The sequence below is a fragment of the Paenibacillus sp. D9 genome (assembly GCF_001188365.1).
In the GTDB taxonomy this organism is placed as follows: domain Bacteria; phylum Bacillota; class Bacilli; order Paenibacillales; family Paenibacillaceae; genus Paenibacillus_O; species Paenibacillus_O humicus.
Genome location: NZ_JZEJ01000001.1, coordinates 1,611,833 through 1,630,668, shown reverse-complemented (window position 1 = coordinate 1,630,668; position 18,836 = coordinate 1,611,833). Strand labels below are relative to the sequence as shown.

The window sequence follows — 18,836 nt, the reverse complement described above, 5'->3', positions numbered from 1 at the left end:
TAACGGACTATGATGGAGAAGGTATCTGCGGCAGATCCGATCAGCGAGCCGGGGGCAGTGCAAGCCCGGCCGGACGACGCAGATGACAGGCGCTCCGGAGTGCGTGTTGTTCAGGAAAGAGGGCATTCGGACGGCGGCCTGCCGAAAGAAGCCAAGTAGGGTGGAACCGCGGGAGCAGACTCTCGTCCCTACGTCTGTGCGTCAGACGTAGGCGGCGAGGGTTTTTTGCGTGCATACAGCCCCTCTCCCTTCCATCTGACGGCATCCCCGGATTCATGGATCCGGGATTCCATCCCACTTGAAGGAGAGTGCATATGATGAATTTTCAAGGCATGATTCTGACGCTGCAGCAATTCTGGGCGGAACAGAACTGCATTCTGGTCCAGCCATACGACGTGGAAAAGGGCGCCGGAACGATGAATCCGATGACATTCCTGCGCTCCATCGGCCCAGAGCCGTGGAACGTAGCCTATGTGGAGCCATCCCGGCGTCCTGCTGACGGCCGTTACGGCGAAAATCCGAACCGGCTGTATCAGCATCACCAGTTCCAGGTCATTCTCAAGCCTTCCCCGGACAATATTCAGGAGCTTTACCTGGAAAGCCTCAAGCGTCTGGGCATCGATCCGCTGCATCACGATATCCGCTTTGTCGAGGACAACTGGGAGAACCCGTCACTCGGCTGCGCGGGCCTTGGCTGGGAAGTTTGGCTGAACGGCATGGAGATTACGCAGTTCACCTATTTCCAGCAGGTCGGCGGCATCGAGACAAGCCCGGTATCCGGCGAGATCACGTACGGGCTGGAGCGTCTGGCTTCCTATATTCAGGAGAAGGAAAATGTTTTCGACCTCGAATGGGTAGAAGGAGTCTCTTATGGCGATGTCTTCCTGCAGCCTGAGTACGAGCATTCCAAATATACGTTCGAAGTCAGCGACTCGGCGATGCTGTTCCAGCTGTTCTCCATGTACGAAGGCGAAGCCCGCCGAGCCATGGAGCAGAACCTCGTATTCCCGGCTTACGATTATGTGCTGAAATGCTCCCATGCGTTCAATCTGCTGGATGCGAGAGGCGCGATCAGCGTTACGGAACGGACGGGCTATATTACGCGTGTCCGCAACCTCGCCCGCACCTGCGCGGCCACTTACCTGGAGGAGCGGGAACGCCTCGGCTTCCCTTTGCTGAAGAAAGGAGCTGAGCAGAATGGCTAAGGATCTGCTGTTCGAGATCGGTCTTGAGGAAGTGCCTGCCCGCTTCGTGCGCGCAGCCGTGAACCAGCTGAAGGACCGGACGGCCAAATGGCTGGACGATTCCCGAATCGGCCATGGAGACATCCACGCTTACGCGACTCCGCGGCGTCTCGCCGTGCTTGTGGAAGGCGTGGAGGAAAAGCAGGCCGACGTGCATGAGGACGTGAAAGGGCCATCCCGTAAAATCGCCCAGGATGCCGAGGGGAACTGGAGCAAGGCGGCGGTCGGCTTCGCCCGCAGCCAGGGCGTGGAGCCCGAGGCTCTGTTCTTCAAGGAGCTTGCGGGAGTGGAATACGTCTATGCCAGCAAAAGCAGCATCGGCACCGACACGGCATCGGTGCTGCCGGAAGGCCTCGCCGGCATTCTGGCCGCGATGACCTTCCCCAAAAACATGCGCTGGGGCAGCTACGATCTCAAATTCGTTCGTCCGATCAAGTGGCTGATCGCGCTGCTGGGAAGCGAAGTCGTTCCTCTGGAAATTGCCGGCGTCCGCAGCGGCAACGTGACGCGCGGACATCGCTTCCTTGGAGGCGAGACGGCAGTGGAAGAGCCCGCCCGTTATATCGAAGCTCTCCGCTCCCAGCATGTCATCGCCGATATCGCGGAGCGCGAGAAGCTGATCGTGGAACAGATCGAAGCGCTTGCTGCAGAAAAAGGCTGGACGATCTCCATCAAGGACGATCTGCTGGAGGAAGTGCTGTTCCTCGTCGAAACGCCGACCGTGCTGTTCGGGACGTTCGACTCCGCCTTCCTGGAAATTCCGCAGGAGGTGCTGATCACCTCAATGCGGGAGCATCAGCGCTACTTCCCGGTGCTGGACGGCAGCGGCAAGCTGCTGCCCTACTTCGTGACGGTGCGCAACGGGAATTCCGTCTCGCTCGTGAACGTCGCCAAAGGCAACGAGAAGGTGCTCCGAGCCCGCTTGTCCGACGCGAAGTTCTTCTATGACGAAGACCAGAAGCTGCCGATCGCCGAAGCTCTCGGCAAGCTGGAAAATGTCGTCTATCACGAAGAGCTCGGCACGGTAGCGGACAAGGTCCGCCGGATCGTCAAGCTGTCCCGAAGCATCGCAGAAGCTCTGAAGGCGGATCCGCAGGCCGCTGGCGATGCCGTCCGCGCGGCTGAAATCTGCAAATTCGACCTCGTGACTCAGATGGTGTACGAGTTCCCCGAGCTGCAAGGCATCATGGGCGAAGACTATGCCCGCAAAGCCGGCGAGCGCGAAGAAGTGGCCCGGGCTGTCAATGAGCATTACCAGCCCCGCTTCTCCGGCGACCTGGCTCCGGCTTCCCTGGCGGGAGCCATCGTCAGCCTGGCGGACAAGATCGACACGATCGTCGGCTGCTTCTCGATCGGAATCATTCCGACAGGCTCGCAGGATCCTTACGCCCTGCGCCGTCAGGCAGCCGGCATCGTCCAGATCGTCCTGAGCCATCGGATGGCGATCGGCCTTGGAGAGCTGTTCGGCTTCGCCCTTGATATTCATGCCGAGCGGGGCTTGAAACGAAGCGGGGATGAAATCCGTAAGGAGCTTTACGATTTCTTTGCCTTGCGCCTCAAGAACGTGCTTACGGAACAAGGCAACCGCTACGATGTGATCGATGCGGCGCTGGCGGCCGGATTCGACGATCTCAATATGGCCGTCAGCCGCGCCGGAGCGCTCATCGCGCTGGCGACCGGACCGGACAAGGACGACTTCAAGAGCGTCGTGGACGCCTTGACGCGCACCGCCAATCTTGCCGCCAAAGCGGAGGAGGGCGCAGCCGTCGACGCTTCCTTGCTGGAGGCGGAAGCCGAGCGCAGCCTGTTCGAGCATGCCAATGGCGTTCACGTCCGGTTCGCGGCTTCCATGGAAGCCGGCGACGCCCATGGCGCGCTGGCCCGTCTGTCGGAACTGCGCGGCCCGATTACGGCGTTCTTCGACAGCGTCATGGTCATGGCCGATGATGCAGCGGTACGCCGCAACCGCCTGGCGCTCCTGTCGCAGATCGCCCGCGATGCGGCGGCCTACGCAGATTTCTCCAAGCTGGTCTGGTCCTGATATTCTCTCGGCCCGCCTTAAGGCGCACCCCTTAAGGCGGATTATATTTGGATAGGGGGTATGACCGGCATGAATCAGCCGGCTCAGATTCGCGATGTGATCGTATATGTCGTATCCGATTCCGCCGGGGATACGGGCGAGCTCGTCGTCCGTGCCGCAGCGGCCCAGTTCCATCCCATCGTGCCCCAGATCCGGCGGGCTCCGTTCGTGGCGGACGAGCAGTCGCTGGCCAAGGTGGTCGAGCTTGCCAGGGGCAACGGAGCGATCATTCTGTATACGCTCGTCCTTCCCCATTTGCGGGAAGCGATGACCACTCTGGGAGCTGCAAGCGGAGTCGAGACGATCGATCTGCTCGGCCCGCTGGTCGCCAGCCTCGAGAAGAAGACTGGAATGCCGTCCAGGCAGGAGCCCGGCCTCAACCATGTGCTTGACGAGGATTACTTCCGCAAGGTCGAAGCGGTAGAATTCGCAGTCAAATATGATGACGCTAGGGATACAACCGGCGTCAAAAAAGCCGATATTGTTCTTGTAGGCGTATCACGGACGTCGAAAACCCCGTTGTCCATGTATCTCGCCCACAAGAAATACAAAGTCGCCAACGTCCCGCTCGTGCCGGAACTGAAGCCGCCGGACGAGCTGTTCACGGTTCCAAGGGAGCGGATTGTCGGCCTTACGATCGACGTCCATTATCTCAACGTCATCCGCAAGGAGCGGCTCAAGGCGCTCGGCCTGCCTGACAGCGCCTCCTATGCGACGGCGCAGCGCATCGAGAGGGAGCTCCTCTACGCCAAGGAGATCATGGACCGGATCGGCTGTTTTGTCATCGACGTGTCCCACAGGGCGGTCGAAGAAACGGCAAGCCTTATCATGGAGCATGTCCGGGGCAGCTGAAGCTCCGTCATGGAACACATCCGGAGCATTTGCAGCCTCGTGATGAAGCATGACCGGAGCGGCGGCTGCGCCCGAGGCAGGACGGGTTGACGGGAGGATCCTATTGAGAGAGCCGTTTGTGATCGTTGTTGACGCCGACGCTTGTCCGGTCAAGCGGGAAATCATCGATACGGCAGCCGCCGCATCCGTGCCGGTGGTGCTGGTCTCGTCCTATGACCATCGCTTGGAGAGAGAGCCCGGCACGGAAGTGGTCCATGTGGACCGAAGCAGCCAGTCGGCCGATCTTTATATCCTGAACCGGATCCGCCGCGGAGATATCGTCATTACCGGAGACTTTGGACTTGCCGCCATCGCGCTGGCCAAGGGAGCCGAAGTGATCGGGTTTCGCGGCCAGAGCTACACGGACGGGAACATCGACTTCCTGATGGCCCGCCGGCATGAGCAAAGCGTCATCCGACGCAGCGGCGGAAGGACCAAAGGACCTAAGGCCATGACGTCGGAAGACCGGGCCTGCTTTCAACAAAAGCTGACAAAAGTTTTGAAGCACAGGCAGGAAAACGATAGGGTCTAGCGAATAGTATTACGTGTTATTAAGACGAAGGTGATGAACGAGTGGCATATGGCAAGATACCGGACAGCGTCATCGATGAAGTGCGCCGGCATCATGAAATTGTGGACACGGTAGGGAAGTACGTTCATCTAACCAAGAACGGCAAATACATGAAGGGGCTGTGCCCGTTCCATTCCGAACGGACTCCCTCCTTCACGGTCACGCCGGAGCTGCAGATTTTTCATTGCTACGGCTGCGGCAAAGGCGGCAACGTCATCCGGTTCATTGAAGAGATCGAGGGCTACACTTTCCCTGAAGCCGTCCGCCATTTGGCGAAAGAGGCGGGGATGCCCATTACATGGGACGCGTCCGACGATAGCTCTTCGCCTCGTGACCCCGAGCTCGAGCGCCATTATGAGGCGCATGAGCTTGCCGCCAAGTTCTACCATTATCTGCTCAACAATTCCGCCCAGGGCCAGGAAGCTCGCGCTTATCTGCTCTCCAGGGGGCTGAACAGCAAGCTGATCGACGAGTTCTCCATCGGTTTTGCGCCTGAAAGTTGGGACACGCTCTCCAGATTTCTGACCTCCAGGGGCTACGAGCCCGAGCTGCTGGAACGAGCGGGACTGCTTTCGGCCAAATCCGACGGCAGCGGCCACGTCGACCGTTTCCGAGGACGGGTCATGTTTCCGATCCGCGATCGGGACGGCAAAGTATGCGGCTTCGGCGGACGCATCATGGACAACTCCCAGCCCAAATACTTGAACTCCCCGGAGACGAGGCTGTTCGGCAAAAGCAAGCTGCTGTACAATCTGCACGCTGCGCGGCCGGTCATGCGCAAAAAGCGTTCCGGGGTGCTGTTCGAGGGGTATATGGATGTCATCAAGGCATGGAGCGCCGGAGTCAAAAACGGCGTGGCCACGATGGGAACCGCTTTGACCGAAGAGCAGGCGAAGCGGCTTTCAAGGGATTTGGAGGAAATCATCCTCTGTTACGACGGAGACGACGCCGGCCAAGCCGCCGTCATGAAGAACATCCCGATCCTGGAGAAGGCCGGGCTTCGCGTGCTCGTCGCCATGCTGCCCAAGGGCATGGATCCGGACGAATGCATTACCCGTTTCGGCGCGGAGACCTTCATGCGGGAGACGATGGACAATCCCGTGTCGGTCACGAAATTTAAACTACTATATTCACGCAGGAGTCATACACTCATAGGAGAAGAGGGCCGCAAAAATTATGTCATGGAAGCCGTTGGCATTGTAGCGGAACTGGATTCTCGAACGGAACAGGAAGTGTATCTGAAGGAATTGTCGCGAGAATTCGAAATTTCCCTGGAATCGCTGAAGCAGGATTGCCACAGGCTGTACAGCGAACGCCAGAAATCCAGGCCGGACAGGGATAAGAACGACAATTCGTGGAATAATGGTAGGAATGAAACGAGGCGTGCGCCTGCCGCGCCTGCACTGCTGCCCGCTTACCAGCGCGCGGAACGCAGGCTGCTCGGCGTGATGATACGGGATGCCGAAGTCGCACGGAGCATTTACGACCGGCTCGGAGATGCATTCAACGTGGAGGATCACGCGGCGCTTGCTGCTTATTTATACGCCTATTACGCGCAAGGGCATGAGCCGGATGCTAGCCGGTTCATCGCTTCGCTGCAGGATGACCGCCTGGAGAGGGCGGCGGCTTCCATTCTGATGCATGAGGATTCATCTCCTTTTGACGAGCATCTGCTTTCGGCCTACATTCATGAGATTCTGAAGGTGCCGCAGCTGAGGGAAATCGAGCTCAGGAGAGAAGAAGCCCTGCGGGCGGAGCGGAGCGGCGACGTGCTGAAGGCGGCCAAGATCCAAAGTGAGATTATCGCCCTAGAAAGACAGCTAATGAAACGGCAGGACGAACATTTCTAGGGAGGAGGGAGTCGGGAATATGGCGAATGACCAACATACTGAGCTGGACAACGAACAAAAAATGGAGCTGGTGAAAGACCAGCTCATTGAACAGGGCAAAAAGCGTTCTTCCCTGTCCTATAAAGAAATCATCGACAAGCTTGCTCCGTTCGACCAGGAGCCGGAGCAGATCGACGAATTTTTTGAGCAGCTGGACGATCTCGGCATCGAAGTGACCAACGAGACCGAGGACGGCCCGACCCCTATGGGCAGCGAAGACCAGGAACGCGAAAGCGACGATTTCAACTTCGACGACGATCTTTCGCTGCCGCCGGGCATCAAGATCAACGATCCTGTCCGCATGTATCTCAAGGAGATCGGACGCGTCCCGCTTCTGCTGGCCGATGACGAGATCGAGCTGGCCAAGCGTATCGAGAAAGGCGATGAAGAAGCGAAGCGCCGTCTTGCGGAAGCCAACCTTCGTCTCGTCGTCAGCATCGCGAAGCGTTATGTCGGACGCGGCATGCTGTTCCTGGATCTGATCCAGGAGGGCAACATGGGTCTCATCAAGGCTGTCGAGAAATTCGATCACCAAAAAGGCTTCAAGTTCAGCACGTACGCGACCTGGTGGATTCGTCAGGCGATTACCCGCGCCATCGCCGACCAAGCCCGGACCATCCGTATTCCTGTCCACATGGTGGAGACGATCAACAAGCTGATCCGCGTCTCGCGCCAGCTGCTGCAGGAGCTCGGACGCGAACCTACGCCGGAGGAAATTGCCGCCGAGATGGATCTCAGCACGGACAAGGTCCGCGAGATCATGAAGATTGCCCAGGAGCCTGTATCGCTGGAAACGCCGATCGGGGAAGAGGATGACTCGCATCTGGGGGATTTCATCGAGGATCAGGAAGCTCTCGCGCCGGCCGATGCCGCCGCTTACGAACTGCTGAAGGAGCAGCTTGAGGATGTGCTGGATACGCTGACGGAGCGGGAGGAGAACGTTCTCCGCCTGCGCTTCGGCCTCGATGACGGCCGGACAAGGACGCTCGAGGAAGTAGGCAAGGTATTCGGCGTCACGCGCGAGAGGATCCGCCAGATTGAAGCCAAGGCGCTTCGCAAGCTTCGCCATCCGAGCCGCAGCAAGCGGCTCAAGGATTTTCTGGAATAGACCTTCAAGGAATGACCTTCTGCCGCCGGCAGAGGGTCTTTTTTTAGTCATGGACAGGCGGGCAAATTGCTGTGGGACCATGGTCATCGGGGACCGAAGTCCCTTCAACATCCGAGCCTTGTTGTCGATGACTACGGTATACCGTTCCGGCTGAGGCATATCTGCCTTGCCGGCCTGAACCTTTGCGTGAAAAGGAGCCGAATATGGAAGCTGACCGTCGCCGCATCATCGTGCAGGAAATCCAGCAGTGGAGAAAAGGGAAGCTGCTTCCCGATCATTACTGCGACTTCCTGCTCAACCTGTATGTCACCGAGAAGGAAGCGCAACCCGATGTTTCGAAGGAACCGGCCGCGGGCGGTTCCGGAAGATTTTCGGCCTGGAAATGGATATCTATTTTTGTTATCTTTTCCTTTTTCTGTTTGATTGTTCTTCATTTTAGCTCTTTTCATCCGGCATTGCAAATAGCTCTCTGCCTGTTGGCAACGGGGGGCATGCTTACGGCGGGGACGATCCTGAGGCCTCGCAACGAAACGGTCGGGCTGAGCTGGATCGGACTCGCTATGCTGTCATTGGCCGGCTTGTCGCTCTATCTTCTTCACCTGCACGGATTGGATGCGTGGGGCTGGAAAGCTCTCGTTCTCGGACTTTGCGCTGCATTCTGGATTGCGTACGGCATTGCCGCGCGCATCCCGCTGCTTCATTTCAGCGGCTGGGCTTGCCTTGCCATCGTCTACTCCTTACTGCTCCGAAACCATTCGTACCCTTATTCGCTGTTTCAAGCCCAGCTGTACTGGCTGCCGCTTGCCGGCCTGTTCTCCTGGTCGGGATGGTTCGCACAGCGGTGGAGCAAGCGCGATTGCGCGGTGCTGCTCGGCTTCTCGGCGCTGCTTGTCCTGATGCCGGAAATCGCTCTCTTTGCAAATTCGGGCTCGGGAGTTTGGCTCCAGGCGCTGTTTGTTGGTAAACTGGTCATAGGCGGAGGGGCTCTTTTCCTTCTGCGAAAAAATTGGATAGCGTGGGTTGCCTGATATGTTGATTTCCAAACGACTTTCCGCCATAGCGGGGTTTGTGTCCAAAGGATCGCGAATCGCGGATATCGGATCGGATCATGCGCTGCTGCCCGTCTATCTCGTGCAGAGCGGCATCAGTCCGTCCGGCATTGCCGGAGAGCTTAACGAAGGACCGCTGGAAGCGGCTCGCCGAGGCATCGCAGCCGCCGGCTTGACGTCATTGATTCAGGCCCGCCGGGGCAACGGCCTGGAGGTGCTCCAGACAGGAGAAGCCGATGCCGTCACTATAGCCGGCATGGGCGGAGGCTTGATCCGGACGATTCTGGACGAGGGGGCTGCGGCCGGCAAGCTGGAGGGCGTCACCGAGCTCGTGCTGCAGCCGAATATAGGCGAGGAGCTTGTTCGGCAATGGCTGCGGGAGCAGGGCTGGTACTTGCAGGACGAGACGATTTTGGAGGAAGACGGCAAGTTCTATGAAGTTCTCCATGCGGTTCGGAACCCCGAGCATGCGACGCTGAATGACCGGCTCTATGGCTCGGGCACGACGCTTGAGGGGCTGTCGATTCAAGAGGAGTCGGATTTGCGGCTGAAAATGGGCCCTTGGCTTCTTCGCGGCCGAAACGAAACCGAAGCCTTCGCCCTCAAATGGCGCTCCGAGCTGAAGAAATTGGAGCGGATCGTCGGAGAACTGCAAAAATCCGGAACGGAAGAAGCGGCAGCCCGTGCCGAAGGTTTCAGGCGCGAGTGCCGGCTGATCGAGGAGGTGCTGTCATGTTCGCAAGCGGACAATTCGTCACAGGATTGATGGAGCAGCTGGCTCCCAAAAAATACGCGGTGGAAAACGACCGGATCGGCCTGCAGCTCGGCACGCTGCAGAAGGAGATCAGAAAAGTGCTTGTCGCGCTGGACGTCACGGAAGCCGTGGTGGAGGAAGCGATCGCCATGGGGGCCGATCTGATCATCGCCCATCATGCGATCATTTTCAGGCCGCTGGCCAAGATCGATACGTCGTCGCCGGCAGGCTCGCTCTATGAGCGTCTGATCAAGCATGATATCGCCGTATTCATTTCCCATACGAACCTCGACACGGCTGACGGCGGCATGAACGACTGGATGGCGGATGCGGTCGGCATCAAGCCGGAAGGAAGGGTCAGCCTGGAGAAGGTGCATGAGGACAAGCTGTTCAAGCTGTCGGTGTACGTCCCGGGTTCCCATCACGAGGCTGTCCGCGAAGCGTTGTGGGCAGCGGGCGCAGGCTCGATCGGCGCTTACGACCAGTGCAGCTTCAGCGTGGAGGGAAGGGGGACGTTCCGTCCCGGGCCGGGTACGGATCCCTATATCGGCTCTACAGGACGCCTTGAGACGGTCGACGAGATCAGGCTGGAGACCATCGTGCCGGAAAGCCTGCTGAAGCGTTCTGTCCAAGCGATGCAGAGCGCCCATCCATACGAAGAAGTCGCCTTCGACATCACGCTGCTCCAGCAGGAGGGCGTTGTCCGCGGGCTTGGCCGTTCCGGCAAGCTGGAAGAGCCCATCACGCTCGCAGGCATGGCCGAAAGGGTCAAAGCCGCCTTCGACGTTCCGTTCGTGCGGGTCACCGGCGATTTCTCCGCGACGATCCGCAAGGCAGCCGTGCTGGGCGGCTCCGGGGCCAAATACTGGCGGGCCGCGCAGTTCGCCGGGGCGCAGGTGCTCATTACCGGAGACATCGACTACCACTCGGCCCATGATGCGCTGGCGGCGGGCATGACGCTGATCGATCCCGGCCATAATGCGGAGAAGATCATGAAGGCCAAAACAGCCGACTGGCTGCGCGAGCGTCTGGCCGGATCCAAGTACAGCACGGAAGTGGCCGCCTCAACCATAAATACCGAGCCTTTCCGGCTTGCTTGATGAGGCTGCAGCAGGTATACTAGCTAAGGGTTTGGAAAGTCTGACAGACAATCGCTGGCGGCTAGTGCCGCGAGAGGAAAGTCCGGGCTCCGCAGGGCAGGATGCTGGATAACGTCCAGTCGGCGCGAGCCGAAGGATAGTGCCACAGAAATGGACCGCCGATGGCCCGCCGCTTGCGGCGCGGATCAGGCAAGGGTGGAACCGTGGTGTAAGAGACCACGAGCGGCGTTGGCGACAACGCGGCTGGTAAACCCCATCCGGAGCAAGACCTAAGAGAACGCGGCAGCTTCGCGCTGCAACCCTTGCCCGGGGAGCGTTCGGGTTGGTCGCTTGAGCCTGCCAGCAATGGCAGGCCTAGATAGATGATTGTCGCTTGCAGTGGGAGGGTCGTTCCCGTCTGGACCACGAAGAGCACAGAACCCGGCTTACGGCAGGCTTTCCGCAACGAATTCCCATCCCAATCACGACTAAACCAGCATAAACGGCCTCTTGCCGGCATACGGCCGGCGCATGAAGGCAAGCACAAAGAAGGAGCTCCCTGCCGGGGGCTCCTTCTTGCGTTTCTATCTGGCGCTGTTTTTGAATTTGTCCGTAATTCGCTGCAGCCGCCCTTTCACCTGTTCGGGAAATGCCTGGAGCGGCTGAGCCGTCTTGCCCGCTTCCCGCAGCGCCTTGTCGATGTCGATCTGCCCGTAGCCGAAATAAGAATCCTTACCTTTGGCGCCGAGATCGATCGCCGTACGGCGCATGATATCCATCACCTGGACGTTGGTCAGGTCGGGATTGCGCGAGCGGATCAGGGCCGCCAGAGCGGCCACATGGGGGCTCGCCATCGATGTTCCCGACAATGCCGCGTACTGGCTGCCGGGGTAAGTGCTTGCGATGCTGTCGCCTGGAGCGGCGACGTCGATGTAATCTCCAAAGTTGGAGAACGACGATTTCTGGCCCTTGGAGTCGGTCGAGGCGACCGCGAATACTTCCGGGTAGGCGGCGGGATAGCCCGGCCGGTCCGTATTGTCGTTGCCGCTGGCCGCAATGAGGACGACGTCCCTGTCGTAGGCATATTTGATCGCGTCATGCAGGAACTCGGCGGATGCATAGTTGCCCAGGCTCATATTGATGACCTTGGCGCCATGGTCCGTCGCCCAGATGAGCCCTTGGGCAACGGAATACGTGGAGCCGGCTCCGCTGCTGTCCAGCACCTTGACCGGCATGATCTTGTTGTACCACGTCAGCCCGGCTACGCCTTCCCCGTTGTTGACGGTGGCGGCGATGATGCCGGTGACATGGGTGCCATGACCGACATCGTCGTCGGGCTTCGATCCGCTCGTCACGATGTTGGTTCCCGGCTCCAGCTTGCCGGTCAAGTCGGGATGGTCGGCCTGGACGCCGGTATCCAGCACGGCGACCTTCACGGCATCGCTGCCCTTGGACAGGTTCCAGCCGAGCTCGGCTTCGATGGACGGCAGATTCCATTGATAGTCGGAATACAGCCTGTCGTTCGGAATGATCGGCTGGGCCGCCGTCTCGTCCACCAAGGCCCTCGCGCCGCTGCCGGCTTGATTTTCGAGGGGACGGTCGTTGGTTATATACAGGTAATGGGGCTCGACATAGACGGGATTCCATTTCTTGCGGAAATAGCCCATCATCTTCATGGCGTCCATGCTGCGGGATCGGAAGATGAACGTGCTGTTCATCTTGTTTTCGGACACGGCGCCGATGTCCCGCCGGATGCGCGCCAGCTCTCCCGGTCCGGGATGGCTGCGGAACCGAACGACGACTTCCTGCACATGATAATGGCTGGACGCGCCATTGTCCTCGCCCGTGCGGACGGTCATTTCACGGCCGGTTCCCGCATGGACCGATTCGACTCTGTAATGGCCTTCGGCTGGATAGGGCACGAGCCGCAGATTGCGCATTTGATGCCTCTGCACCTGGCCGACGATATCCTGCCGGATGATTCCGAGCACCCCTTCTCGGCCGCCGTAAGCCGGAATGCCAAGCACCATGTAGCGCTGGCCATCCGCTTCGACGATAGGGGACTGGTACCGGCTGCCGGCTTCGACTCCTTTTTTCGCCGCCTGAATCGAAGCCTTCAGCCTGGCTTCGGCGGACTTGGGCATGCTGCCCGCGGAGATGGACGCCTTGTCTTTCTGCATCCACTCGAGCCGCAGCATCTGCGGATGCATGGCGATCAGCTTTTTCATGCCGCGCTCCTTGTCGGCGGACGGACGATCCGCAAGCGAGAACAGCTTGCCGATGTCCTTGGAGCATTGGGAGGCGCACAACTGCGAGGTGGCGTCCATATCGTGCTTGACGTCTGCTTCCTTGAGAAGATGTTCTTCCCGGGCCGAAAGGACTCGTGTTTTGGCCTGCTGCTGCTCATGATGCTTGCCGCCGGGAGATACGAACAACGGGCTGATCGGAATCAGAATGGCAAGGAAAGCGAGCGCCGCGAAGGCGCCGATCCATTTTTTTCGCATAGCTTCAGAAAACCTCCCGAAAGCATAAGTAACTGGACGAGCGTGCTCCTTTAGAGTTGGGAAGGAAGCCCGGAATTATGCGCTTCGGCTTCGGCTGCGGGTGCAGGACGATGCAGGAACATGTCCCAAATACCTACAAATCGCCGCTGTTCTGTGATAGGATAAACGTGACCATCAAAGTCTTGCTGGATCGATGAAAGGGGAACATCACAATGCCATCTGCCAACGTCAAAGCGTTAAGCGAATCCACGCGCGGCAAGCTCAAAGAAGCCGTATCCTTGCTGGAGCCATTCCTGAACCAGCATGCACTCCCGCAGCTGGAGGCGCCGGATGCAGGCGGCGAGGAGCAGACCTTCTACAAAGGGCTGCTGTCGGATCTGCGCCATCTTCTGGTCTATTCCGAAGTGGCTTACGAGAAGCTTGGCGTCACGCTGCGCCGCCCGACCTTTGACAATGACTATGCGGAGAGATTGCTGTATGAGGTTTACCATCATAGCGTGAACGCGTTCTTCTATCCGAAGAACGAGGGGTATTCCGAGGATGGAAGATATGCCTATACGGGCCAGGATGCGATCCGCTTCCGCCACAAGCCCGTGCGCGCGGCGCGCGACATCGTGCTCGGCGTATCCAAGATTTACGAAGATCTGCGCGACGACCTTGCCTATTATGAAAATGACTACATGACCCAGCGCAGGATGCAAGGTCAGAAATAGGAAAGCATACGTCGGGCCCGCCGCGGGAATTCTTTGTAGCGGAGGTGATCGACTATGCCAAAAGGCGTAGCTTGCAGCGTATCGAACTGTGCGTTTTGGGGACAAGGCAACCAATGTGGCGCCGATGCCATCAACATCGAGATCGACCAGCATGCCCATGCGGATTTGACGGCCGAATTCGCCGATGAGGATCTTGGCGTCAACCACCAGGATTCAGCCAAGGAATCCTCCGCCACCTGCTGCCATACGTTCAAGCCGAAGGAAGGCTGAGGGCTTATGTCCGATCCATCGAGGCGCCGTCACGGAATTCGGAAGAAGCGGCATGAGGATTGGATCGCCCGCTCGCGCGAGCAATTCGGCGATGTGGAAACGGCTGCCGAAATCGCGCCGGCCCCGCATTCCGAATCCAGCGGCAGCCAAAGGCGCATCGAATCGCTGAAGCGCGAAGTCGTCTCGGCCGGCCGCTCGCTCGGCTGGACCGCACTCGTATTCGCCGTGCTATCCTGGCTGATCTGGCCGGCATTTATGGGAATTACGGCGGCCGTATTCGGTTATTTCGCCTTTTTCCAAGGCAGCCGGATGCTCGGCGGCATCGCGATGGCGATGGGCGGGCTGGCCGCCGCCGTTTATTTGATCTTACTGCCCTTATATTTGATGCTCGGCTGATTGCAGCCCGTCCTTTTTCCGAGGACGGGTTTTTTCGATCCGGCAGCGACCGAGACGCGACCGGTTGCGGCTAGCAGCTTAATCTTTGACCAGGCATTCATTTTGACTGGCGATAAACCGATATACATTTCATGACAATGGCTAGAGAGGAATGACATGATGTCCATCGACCCCCGCATCCTCACGACTTTGCTTAAACTGCAGCTGTCGCCGAGCCTGAGCCAGCTCACCGGCTCTTCCGCCTCCGGCACTTCGGCTGTCGGACAAACCTCGTTCGACCAGCTGCTGTCACAGCTTTCGGCATCGGACCAGAGCGCATGGGCTGGCGAGGAAAACGACGATTCCTACGGCTATGGCATTCCGGCCCCGCTGCAGCTGCTGCAGACGGGCTTGCCCGGAGGCTTGGACTCGATGAGCGCGGCTGTCTCGGGATCAGCGGCGGACGGCTCCGCAGCGCCTTACGAAAGCATGATCCAATCTGCCGCAGCCCGCTACGGAGTATCCGAGTCGTTGATCAAGGCGGTGATCGGAGCGGAATCCTCCTTCAACCCGAGCGCCGAATCGTCCGCCGGGGCCAAAGGGCTCATGCAGCTGATGGACGGGACGGCAAGCGGGCTTGGCGTGACCGATCCGTTCGATCCGGCTCAAAATATCGACGGCGGCTCGAAATACTTGTCGTATCTGCTGCGCAAGTACGACGGCAGCGCGGCAACCGCGCTCGCAGCCTACAATGCAGGACCCGGAAAGCTTGACCGCCTCGGCATTTCCGATGAATCGTCCTTGAGCGCCCTTTTCTCCACCTTGCCGGCCGAAACCCAGCGTTATGTGGCCAAAGTGCTGGAGAAGGAAAGCTCGCTCCGCTTGTAACGCTACCTGTTTTGCGATACGATAGTGGGTGCCTGTTCAACATTCGGACATGTACCATGACCGCTGCTCCGAAGCTGTCCCGATCCGATCGGGGACAGCCGGCCAGGCGGTTTTTTATTTTTTTGCCAAAAGGAGTCTTGGACTAAATGAACCCGGAAAAGGCTTGGCTTTACTTTGACCATTGCGCTTCGACGCCTCCTCATCCGGATGTCGTGCGGACGCTGGCAGAGGTCATGCAGCGGCATTACGGCAATCCGTCCTCTCTGCATCGCGCAGGCTTGGATGCGGACCGTCTCATCCGCCAGGCGAGAGAGCTGCTCGGCAAGCTGTTCGAGGTGGAAGCGGACGAGTGGATCTTCACTTCCGGAGGCACGGAGAGCAACCAGCTGGCCATCAAGGGCGCGGCGAGAGCGAATCGTTCCAAAGGCAGCCATTTGATCACCTCCGTCACGGAGCACGCCTCGGTGCTGGAGGCGTTCCGCCAGCTGGAGAGGGAAGGCTTCGAGGTCACCTATCTGCCCGTGGATTCCATAGGCCGGATCAGCGTGGAGCAGCTCCGCGATGCCATGAAGCCGGGCACGATTCTGGTCAGCCTGATGCAGGTCAACAACGAGACGGGAGCCGTGCAGCCGATTGCGGAAGCGGGGAGCCTGCTGCGGGGCTGTCCCGACACCCTCTTCCATGTCGACGGCGTCCAGAGCATCGGCAAGCTGCCCGTACGGCTGAGGGAGTGGGGGATCGATCTGTTCAGCGGTTCGGCCCATAAGCTTCGCGGTCCGAAGGGCAGCGGATTCCTGTACGTCCGTGGAGGCGTAAGGCTGGAGCCGCTGCTTGGAGGGGGCGAGCAGGAGAGCGGCTTCCGGCCCGGTACGCAGAACGTGCCGGGCATCGTTGCTTCCGCCAAGGCGGTCCGCCTGTCCATGGAATCCAGGGAAGAGCGCGCGCGCAAGCTGGGCGGACTGAGAAGCCGCCTATTGGACCGCATTGCCCTGCTGCCGGAGCTTGAAGTGAACGGGGATTCCGCACCGGATTCGCCTTATCAGGCGCCGCATGTGCTCAACTTCTCCTATGCCGGCATGAAGCCTGAAGTGCTCGTCCATGCACTGGAGGAGGCGGGCATGCTCGTCTCGACCAAATCTGCCTGCTCCTCCAAGGACGACAAGCCGAGCGGCGTGCTGCTGGCGATGGGCTATCCAAGGCACAGGGCGGCAGCGGGAATCCGTGTGAGCTTCGGGGACGAGCACGGGCCGGAGGATATCGACCGGCTGGCGGACGCCCTGGCCGAAGCGGTCCGCCGGCTGAAGCCCCTTGAAAGGAATGGGAGATAAATGATTTATGACTTCATAACCGTCCGGTTCGGCGAGATTACGCTGAAGGGCCGCAATCGGGGAAGGTTCGAGCAGCAGCTGCTGCGGCATGTTCAAGATGCGCTCGGGCATATGCCCGAACTTGAGTTCAACAAAACGTACGGACGAATCTATATCAAGCTGAACGGGGCTTCGTACGAAGAAGCTGCCGCCGGACTGGGCAAGGTGTTCGGCATCCATTCCTTCAGCCCGGTGAAGAGGACCGAGTCGGATGCCGACTCGATCCGGGAGACGGCGCTGGAAGTATGGAAATCGCTGCCGAAGGAGCCTGCGACCTTCAAGGTGTCCACTAAAAGAGGATGGAAAGGCTTTCCGCATCCGTCCTATGACATGAACCATATCGTCGGCTCAGCCATACTGCGGGCTTACCCCGGCCTCGCCGTGGACGTGCATCGTCCCGAGACGGAGCTGCGGGTCGACATCCAGCCGGAAGGAACGTACCTTTATTGCGCGAGCGAGCCTGGCGCAGGAGGATTTCCGTACGGAACGAACGGGAAAGCGATGCTGCTGCTGTCGGGCGGAATCGACAGTCCCGTCGCCGCTTGGTCCGCCATGCGCAAAGGGCTGGAGCTGGAGGCGGTGCACTTCCACAGCTATCCGTTCACGAGCGAGCAGTCGACGGACAAGGTCATCGAGCTTGCGCGCCGGCTGTCGGTGTATGCCGGCAAGCCGCTGAAGCTCCATCTCGTTTCGTTCACGGATATCCAGACCCGCTTTACGCAGACGGGCCAGGAGCACTTGACCATTACGCTCATGAGACGCTCGATGCTCGCCATCGCGGAGCTGCTGGCGGAGAAGCATGGAGCGGGAGCCGTCGTGACAGGCGACAGCCTCGGACAAGTGGCGAGCCAGACGCTCGGAAGCATGAACGTCATCGGCCGCACGCTGTCGCTGCCGCTGCTGAGGCCGCTCGTCATGATGGACAAGCAGGAAATCATCGACAAGGCCGTACAGATCGGCACGTACGAGACTTCCATTCTTCCGTTCGAGGACTGCTGCACGCTGTTCGTGCCGAAATCCCCGAGCACGAATCCCAATCTGCGCGTGGTGGAGCGCACCGAGCAGTCGATCGAGGGGCTGGGGGACATGGTGAGGCTCGCTGCGGAGAATACGGAGACGATCGTCCTGAGCCGAGGCGAAATCATCAAGCGCAAATCTGCGGTCTTGCAGGAATCCGAGGACCGGGATTGGTTCTAGGACCGGCCTCAACTAAAAAAAGCCCGCCGGCATATTTCCGGCAGGCTCCGGGAGACTCTAATGGGTCTCCCTTTCTTTTTGCTGCGAATTCATTTTGTTCTTCCGCATCCAGTTGGTCAGCAAGCCTGCTCCAAGGATGAGGGCGATGACGATGAGGATGAACACCCATTCCGGCATCGGACGGCCGTCGAACAGGTGGGCGACCTTCGGCTCTCCGGCAATCATATGTCCGGCCGTATAGCCAAGAACGGCTGCGCCGACGTACAGAATCCAAGGGAGCTTCTCGATCAGCTTGATGAACACCGTGCTGCCCCATACGACGATCGGGATGCTGATAAGAAGGCCGACGATGACGAGCCAGATGTTGCCATGCGAAGCGCCTGCAACGGCGAGCACGTTGTCGATGCCCATGGCTGCGTCCGCGACGACGATTGTTCCGATCGCGGCGCCGAGCGTGCCCCCCGCCTTGATATTGTCATGGCTGCTGTCCTCTTGCACCAGCAGCTTATAAGCAATCCAGATCAGCAGGAGACCGCCGGCAAGATGGAGCCACGGAACATCAAGGAGATAAACGACGAGCACCGTCGCGACCATGCGGATGGCGATCGCGCCGAACGTTCCCCAGATGACCGCTTTTTTCTGCTGTTCCTTGGGCAGGTTGCGGGCCGCGAGGGCGATGACGATCGCGTTGTCTCCGGCAAGCATAAGATCGATGAAAATGATGGTCAGCAGAGGCCCTAACCAGTCCATACAAGCTCCTCCTTCAAGTTCTCTTCGTTAAACCTCATAAGTACCTACCCTTATACGGGGGCGTTCGGACAATGGATTCATTTTTTTTAGCAGTCAGAATTTATTTC

At 59.2% G+C, this 18,836-nt stretch carries 17 protein-coding genes and 1 other RNA gene; 16 read left to right on the top strand and 2 right to left on the bottom strand.

From position 1 onward, the window contains the following. Positions 1 to 317: 317 nt before the first annotated feature. From glyQ to rnpB, 10 genes are all read left to right on the top strand, one after another. Complete coding sequence (glyQ, locus tag VE23_RS07610; protein ID WP_049869661.1) at positions 318 to 1,205, top strand: glycine--tRNA ligase subunit alpha; 888 nt, start codon at positions 318 to 320, stop codon at positions 1,203 to 1,205. After that, positions 1,198 to 3,285, top strand: coding sequence for a glycine--tRNA ligase subunit beta (gene glyS / locus VE23_RS07605; protein WP_049867681.1), 2,088 nt, complete (start codon positions 1,198 to 1,200; stop codon positions 3,283 to 3,285). The genes glyQ and glyS overlap by 8 nt, the downstream gene beginning before the upstream one ends. Positions 3,286 to 3,345: 60 nt before the next feature. Next, the gene (locus tag VE23_RS07600) at positions 3,346 to 4,176 is read left to right on the top strand and encodes a pyruvate, water dikinase regulatory protein (protein ID WP_048744409.1); all 831 of its coding nucleotides are present in this window, start codon (positions 3,346 to 3,348) and stop codon (positions 4,174 to 4,176) included. A 97-nt stretch (positions 4,177 to 4,273) separates the two neighbouring features. Next, the gene (locus tag VE23_RS07595) at positions 4,274 to 4,747 is read left to right on the top strand and encodes a YaiI/YqxD family protein (protein WP_048744483.1); all 474 of its coding nucleotides are present in this window, start codon (positions 4,274 to 4,276) and stop codon (positions 4,745 to 4,747) included. 41 nt (positions 4,748 to 4,788) lie between these two features. Beyond that, positions 4,789 to 6,636 carry a DNA primase gene (dnaG, locus tag VE23_RS07590; protein WP_021877515.1) on the top strand — a complete coding sequence of 616 codons (1,848 nt, stop codon included), beginning with the start codon at positions 4,789 to 4,791 and terminating at the stop codon, positions 6,634 to 6,636. 19 nt (positions 6,637 to 6,655) lie between these two features. Then, entirely contained in the window at positions 6,656 to 7,783 is a 1,128-nt protein-coding gene (gene rpoD, locus VE23_RS07585) for an RNA polymerase sigma factor RpoD (protein ID WP_048744411.1), read from the top strand. Positions 7,784 to 7,986: 203 nt separating this feature from the next. Continuing rightward, the gene (locus VE23_RS07580) at positions 7,987 to 8,811 is read left to right on the top strand and encodes a hypothetical protein (protein ID WP_021877513.1); all 825 of its coding nucleotides are present in this window, start codon (positions 7,987 to 7,989) and stop codon (positions 8,809 to 8,811) included. 1 nt (position 8,812) lies between these two features. Then, positions 8,813 to 9,598, top strand: coding sequence for a tRNA (adenine(22)-N(1))-methyltransferase (locus VE23_RS07575; RefSeq protein WP_048744415.1), 786 nt, complete (start codon positions 8,813 to 8,815; stop codon positions 9,596 to 9,598). Next, positions 9,565 to 10,686 (top strand): Nif3-like dinuclear metal center hexameric protein, encoded by a 1,122-nt coding sequence (locus VE23_RS07570; protein WP_048744417.1) that lies wholly within the window; start codon positions 9,565 to 9,567, stop codon positions 10,684 to 10,686. Before VE23_RS07575 ends, VE23_RS07570 begins: the two co-directional genes overlap by 34 nt. A 35-nt stretch (positions 10,687 to 10,721) precedes the next feature. Further along, an RNA gene (rnpB, locus tag VE23_RS25075) (RNase P RNA component class A) lies at positions 10,722 to 11,129 on the top strand. 120 nt (positions 11,130 to 11,249) lie between these two features. Here rnpB and VE23_RS07565 read toward each other — a convergent pair. Beyond that, the gene (locus tag VE23_RS07565; RefSeq protein ID WP_021877510.1) at positions 11,250 to 13,169 is read right to left on the bottom strand and encodes a S8 family peptidase; all 1,920 of its coding nucleotides are present in this window, start codon (positions 13,167 to 13,169) and stop codon (positions 11,250 to 11,252) included. A gap of 212 nt (positions 13,170 to 13,381) precedes the next feature. Here VE23_RS07565 and VE23_RS07560 point away from each other — a divergent pair, with 212 nt between their 5' ends. The 6 genes from VE23_RS07560 to thiI all read left to right on the top strand — a co-directional run bounded on the left by VE23_RS07560 (position 13,382) and on the right by thiI (position 17,979). Then, positions 13,382 to 13,882: a YpuI family protein gene (locus VE23_RS07560; RefSeq protein WP_049867680.1), complete on the top strand. Its 501-nt coding sequence runs from the start codon at positions 13,382 to 13,384 to the stop codon at positions 13,880 to 13,882. A gap of 54 nt (positions 13,883 to 13,936) precedes the next feature. Then, positions 13,937 to 14,152: a DUF1540 domain-containing protein gene (locus VE23_RS07555; protein ID WP_021877508.1), complete on the top strand. Its 216-nt coding sequence runs from the start codon at positions 13,937 to 13,939 to the stop codon at positions 14,150 to 14,152. A 6-nt stretch (positions 14,153 to 14,158) separates the two neighbouring features. Further along, on the top strand, positions 14,159 to 14,548 hold the full coding sequence (locus VE23_RS07550; RefSeq protein ID WP_048744420.1) for a hypothetical protein: 390 nt from the start codon (positions 14,159 to 14,161) through the stop codon (positions 14,546 to 14,548). Positions 14,549 to 14,704: 156 nt separating this feature from the next. Then, a complete protein-coding gene (locus VE23_RS27635; protein WP_332310160.1) occupies positions 14,705 to 15,415 on the top strand; it encodes a lytic transglycosylase domain-containing protein in 711 nt (236 codons plus the stop codon). 146 nt (positions 15,416 to 15,561) lie between these two features. Further along, on the top strand, positions 15,562 to 16,743 hold the full coding sequence (locus tag VE23_RS07540; protein ID WP_021877505.1) for a cysteine desulfurase family protein: 1,182 nt from the start codon (positions 15,562 to 15,564) through the stop codon (positions 16,741 to 16,743). After that, complete coding sequence (gene thiI / locus VE23_RS07535; protein ID WP_048744422.1) at positions 16,744 to 17,979, top strand: tRNA uracil 4-sulfurtransferase ThiI; 1,236 nt, start codon at positions 16,744 to 16,746, stop codon at positions 17,977 to 17,979. It abuts the gene before it with no gap. A gap of 57 nt (positions 17,980 to 18,036) precedes the next feature. Here the strand turns inward: thiI and VE23_RS07530 are convergent, their stop codons facing one another. Further along, the gene (locus VE23_RS07530) at positions 18,037 to 18,729 is read right to left on the bottom strand and encodes a TerC family protein (RefSeq protein ID WP_021877503.1); all 693 of its coding nucleotides are present in this window, start codon (positions 18,727 to 18,729) and stop codon (positions 18,037 to 18,039) included. Positions 18,730 to 18,836 lie beyond the last annotated feature (107 nt).

Excerpts from the sequence above, each read along its gene's own strand:
- glyQ (WP_049869661.1), top strand. The coding sequence starts at position 318 with ATGAATTTTCAAGGCATGATTCTGACGCTGCAGCAATTCTGGGCGGAA.
- glyS (WP_049867681.1), top strand. The coding sequence starts at position 1,198 with ATGGCTAAGGATCTGCTGTTCGAGATCGGTCTTGAGGAAGTGCCTGCC.
- VE23_RS07600 (WP_048744409.1), top strand. The coding sequence starts at position 3,346 with ATGACCGGCATGAATCAGCCGGCTCAGATTCGCGATGTGATCGTATAT.
- rpoD (WP_048744411.1), top strand. The coding sequence starts at position 6,656 with ATGGCGAATGACCAACATACTGAGCTGGACAACGAACAAAAAATGGAG.
- VE23_RS07580 (WP_021877513.1), top strand. The coding sequence starts at position 7,987 with ATGGAAGCTGACCGTCGCCGCATCATCGTGCAGGAAATCCAGCAGTGG.
- VE23_RS07575 (WP_048744415.1), top strand. The coding sequence starts at position 8,813 with ATGTTGATTTCCAAACGACTTTCCGCCATAGCGGGGTTTGTGTCCAAA.
- VE23_RS07570 (WP_048744417.1), top strand. The coding sequence starts at position 9,565 with ATGTTCGCAAGCGGACAATTCGTCACAGGATTGATGGAGCAGCTGGCT.
- VE23_RS07565 (WP_021877510.1), bottom strand. The coding sequence starts at position 13,169 with ATGCGAAAAAAATGGATCGGCGCCTTCGCGGCGCTCGCTTTCCTTGCC.
- VE23_RS07560 (WP_049867680.1), top strand. The coding sequence starts at position 13,382 with ATGCCATCTGCCAACGTCAAAGCGTTAAGCGAATCCACGCGCGGCAAG.
- VE23_RS07555 (WP_021877508.1), top strand. The coding sequence starts at position 13,937 with ATGCCAAAAGGCGTAGCTTGCAGCGTATCGAACTGTGCGTTTTGGGGA.
- VE23_RS07550 (WP_048744420.1), top strand. The coding sequence starts at position 14,159 with ATGTCCGATCCATCGAGGCGCCGTCACGGAATTCGGAAGAAGCGGCAT.
- VE23_RS27635 (WP_332310160.1), top strand. The coding sequence starts at position 14,705 with ATGATGTCCATCGACCCCCGCATCCTCACGACTTTGCTTAAACTGCAG.
- VE23_RS07540 (WP_021877505.1), top strand. The coding sequence starts at position 15,562 with ATGAACCCGGAAAAGGCTTGGCTTTACTTTGACCATTGCGCTTCGACG.
- thiI (WP_048744422.1), top strand. The coding sequence starts at position 16,744 with ATGATTTATGACTTCATAACCGTCCGGTTCGGCGAGATTACGCTGAAG.
- VE23_RS07530 (WP_021877503.1), bottom strand. The coding sequence starts at position 18,729 with ATGGACTGGTTAGGGCCTCTGCTGACCATCATTTTCATCGATCTTATG.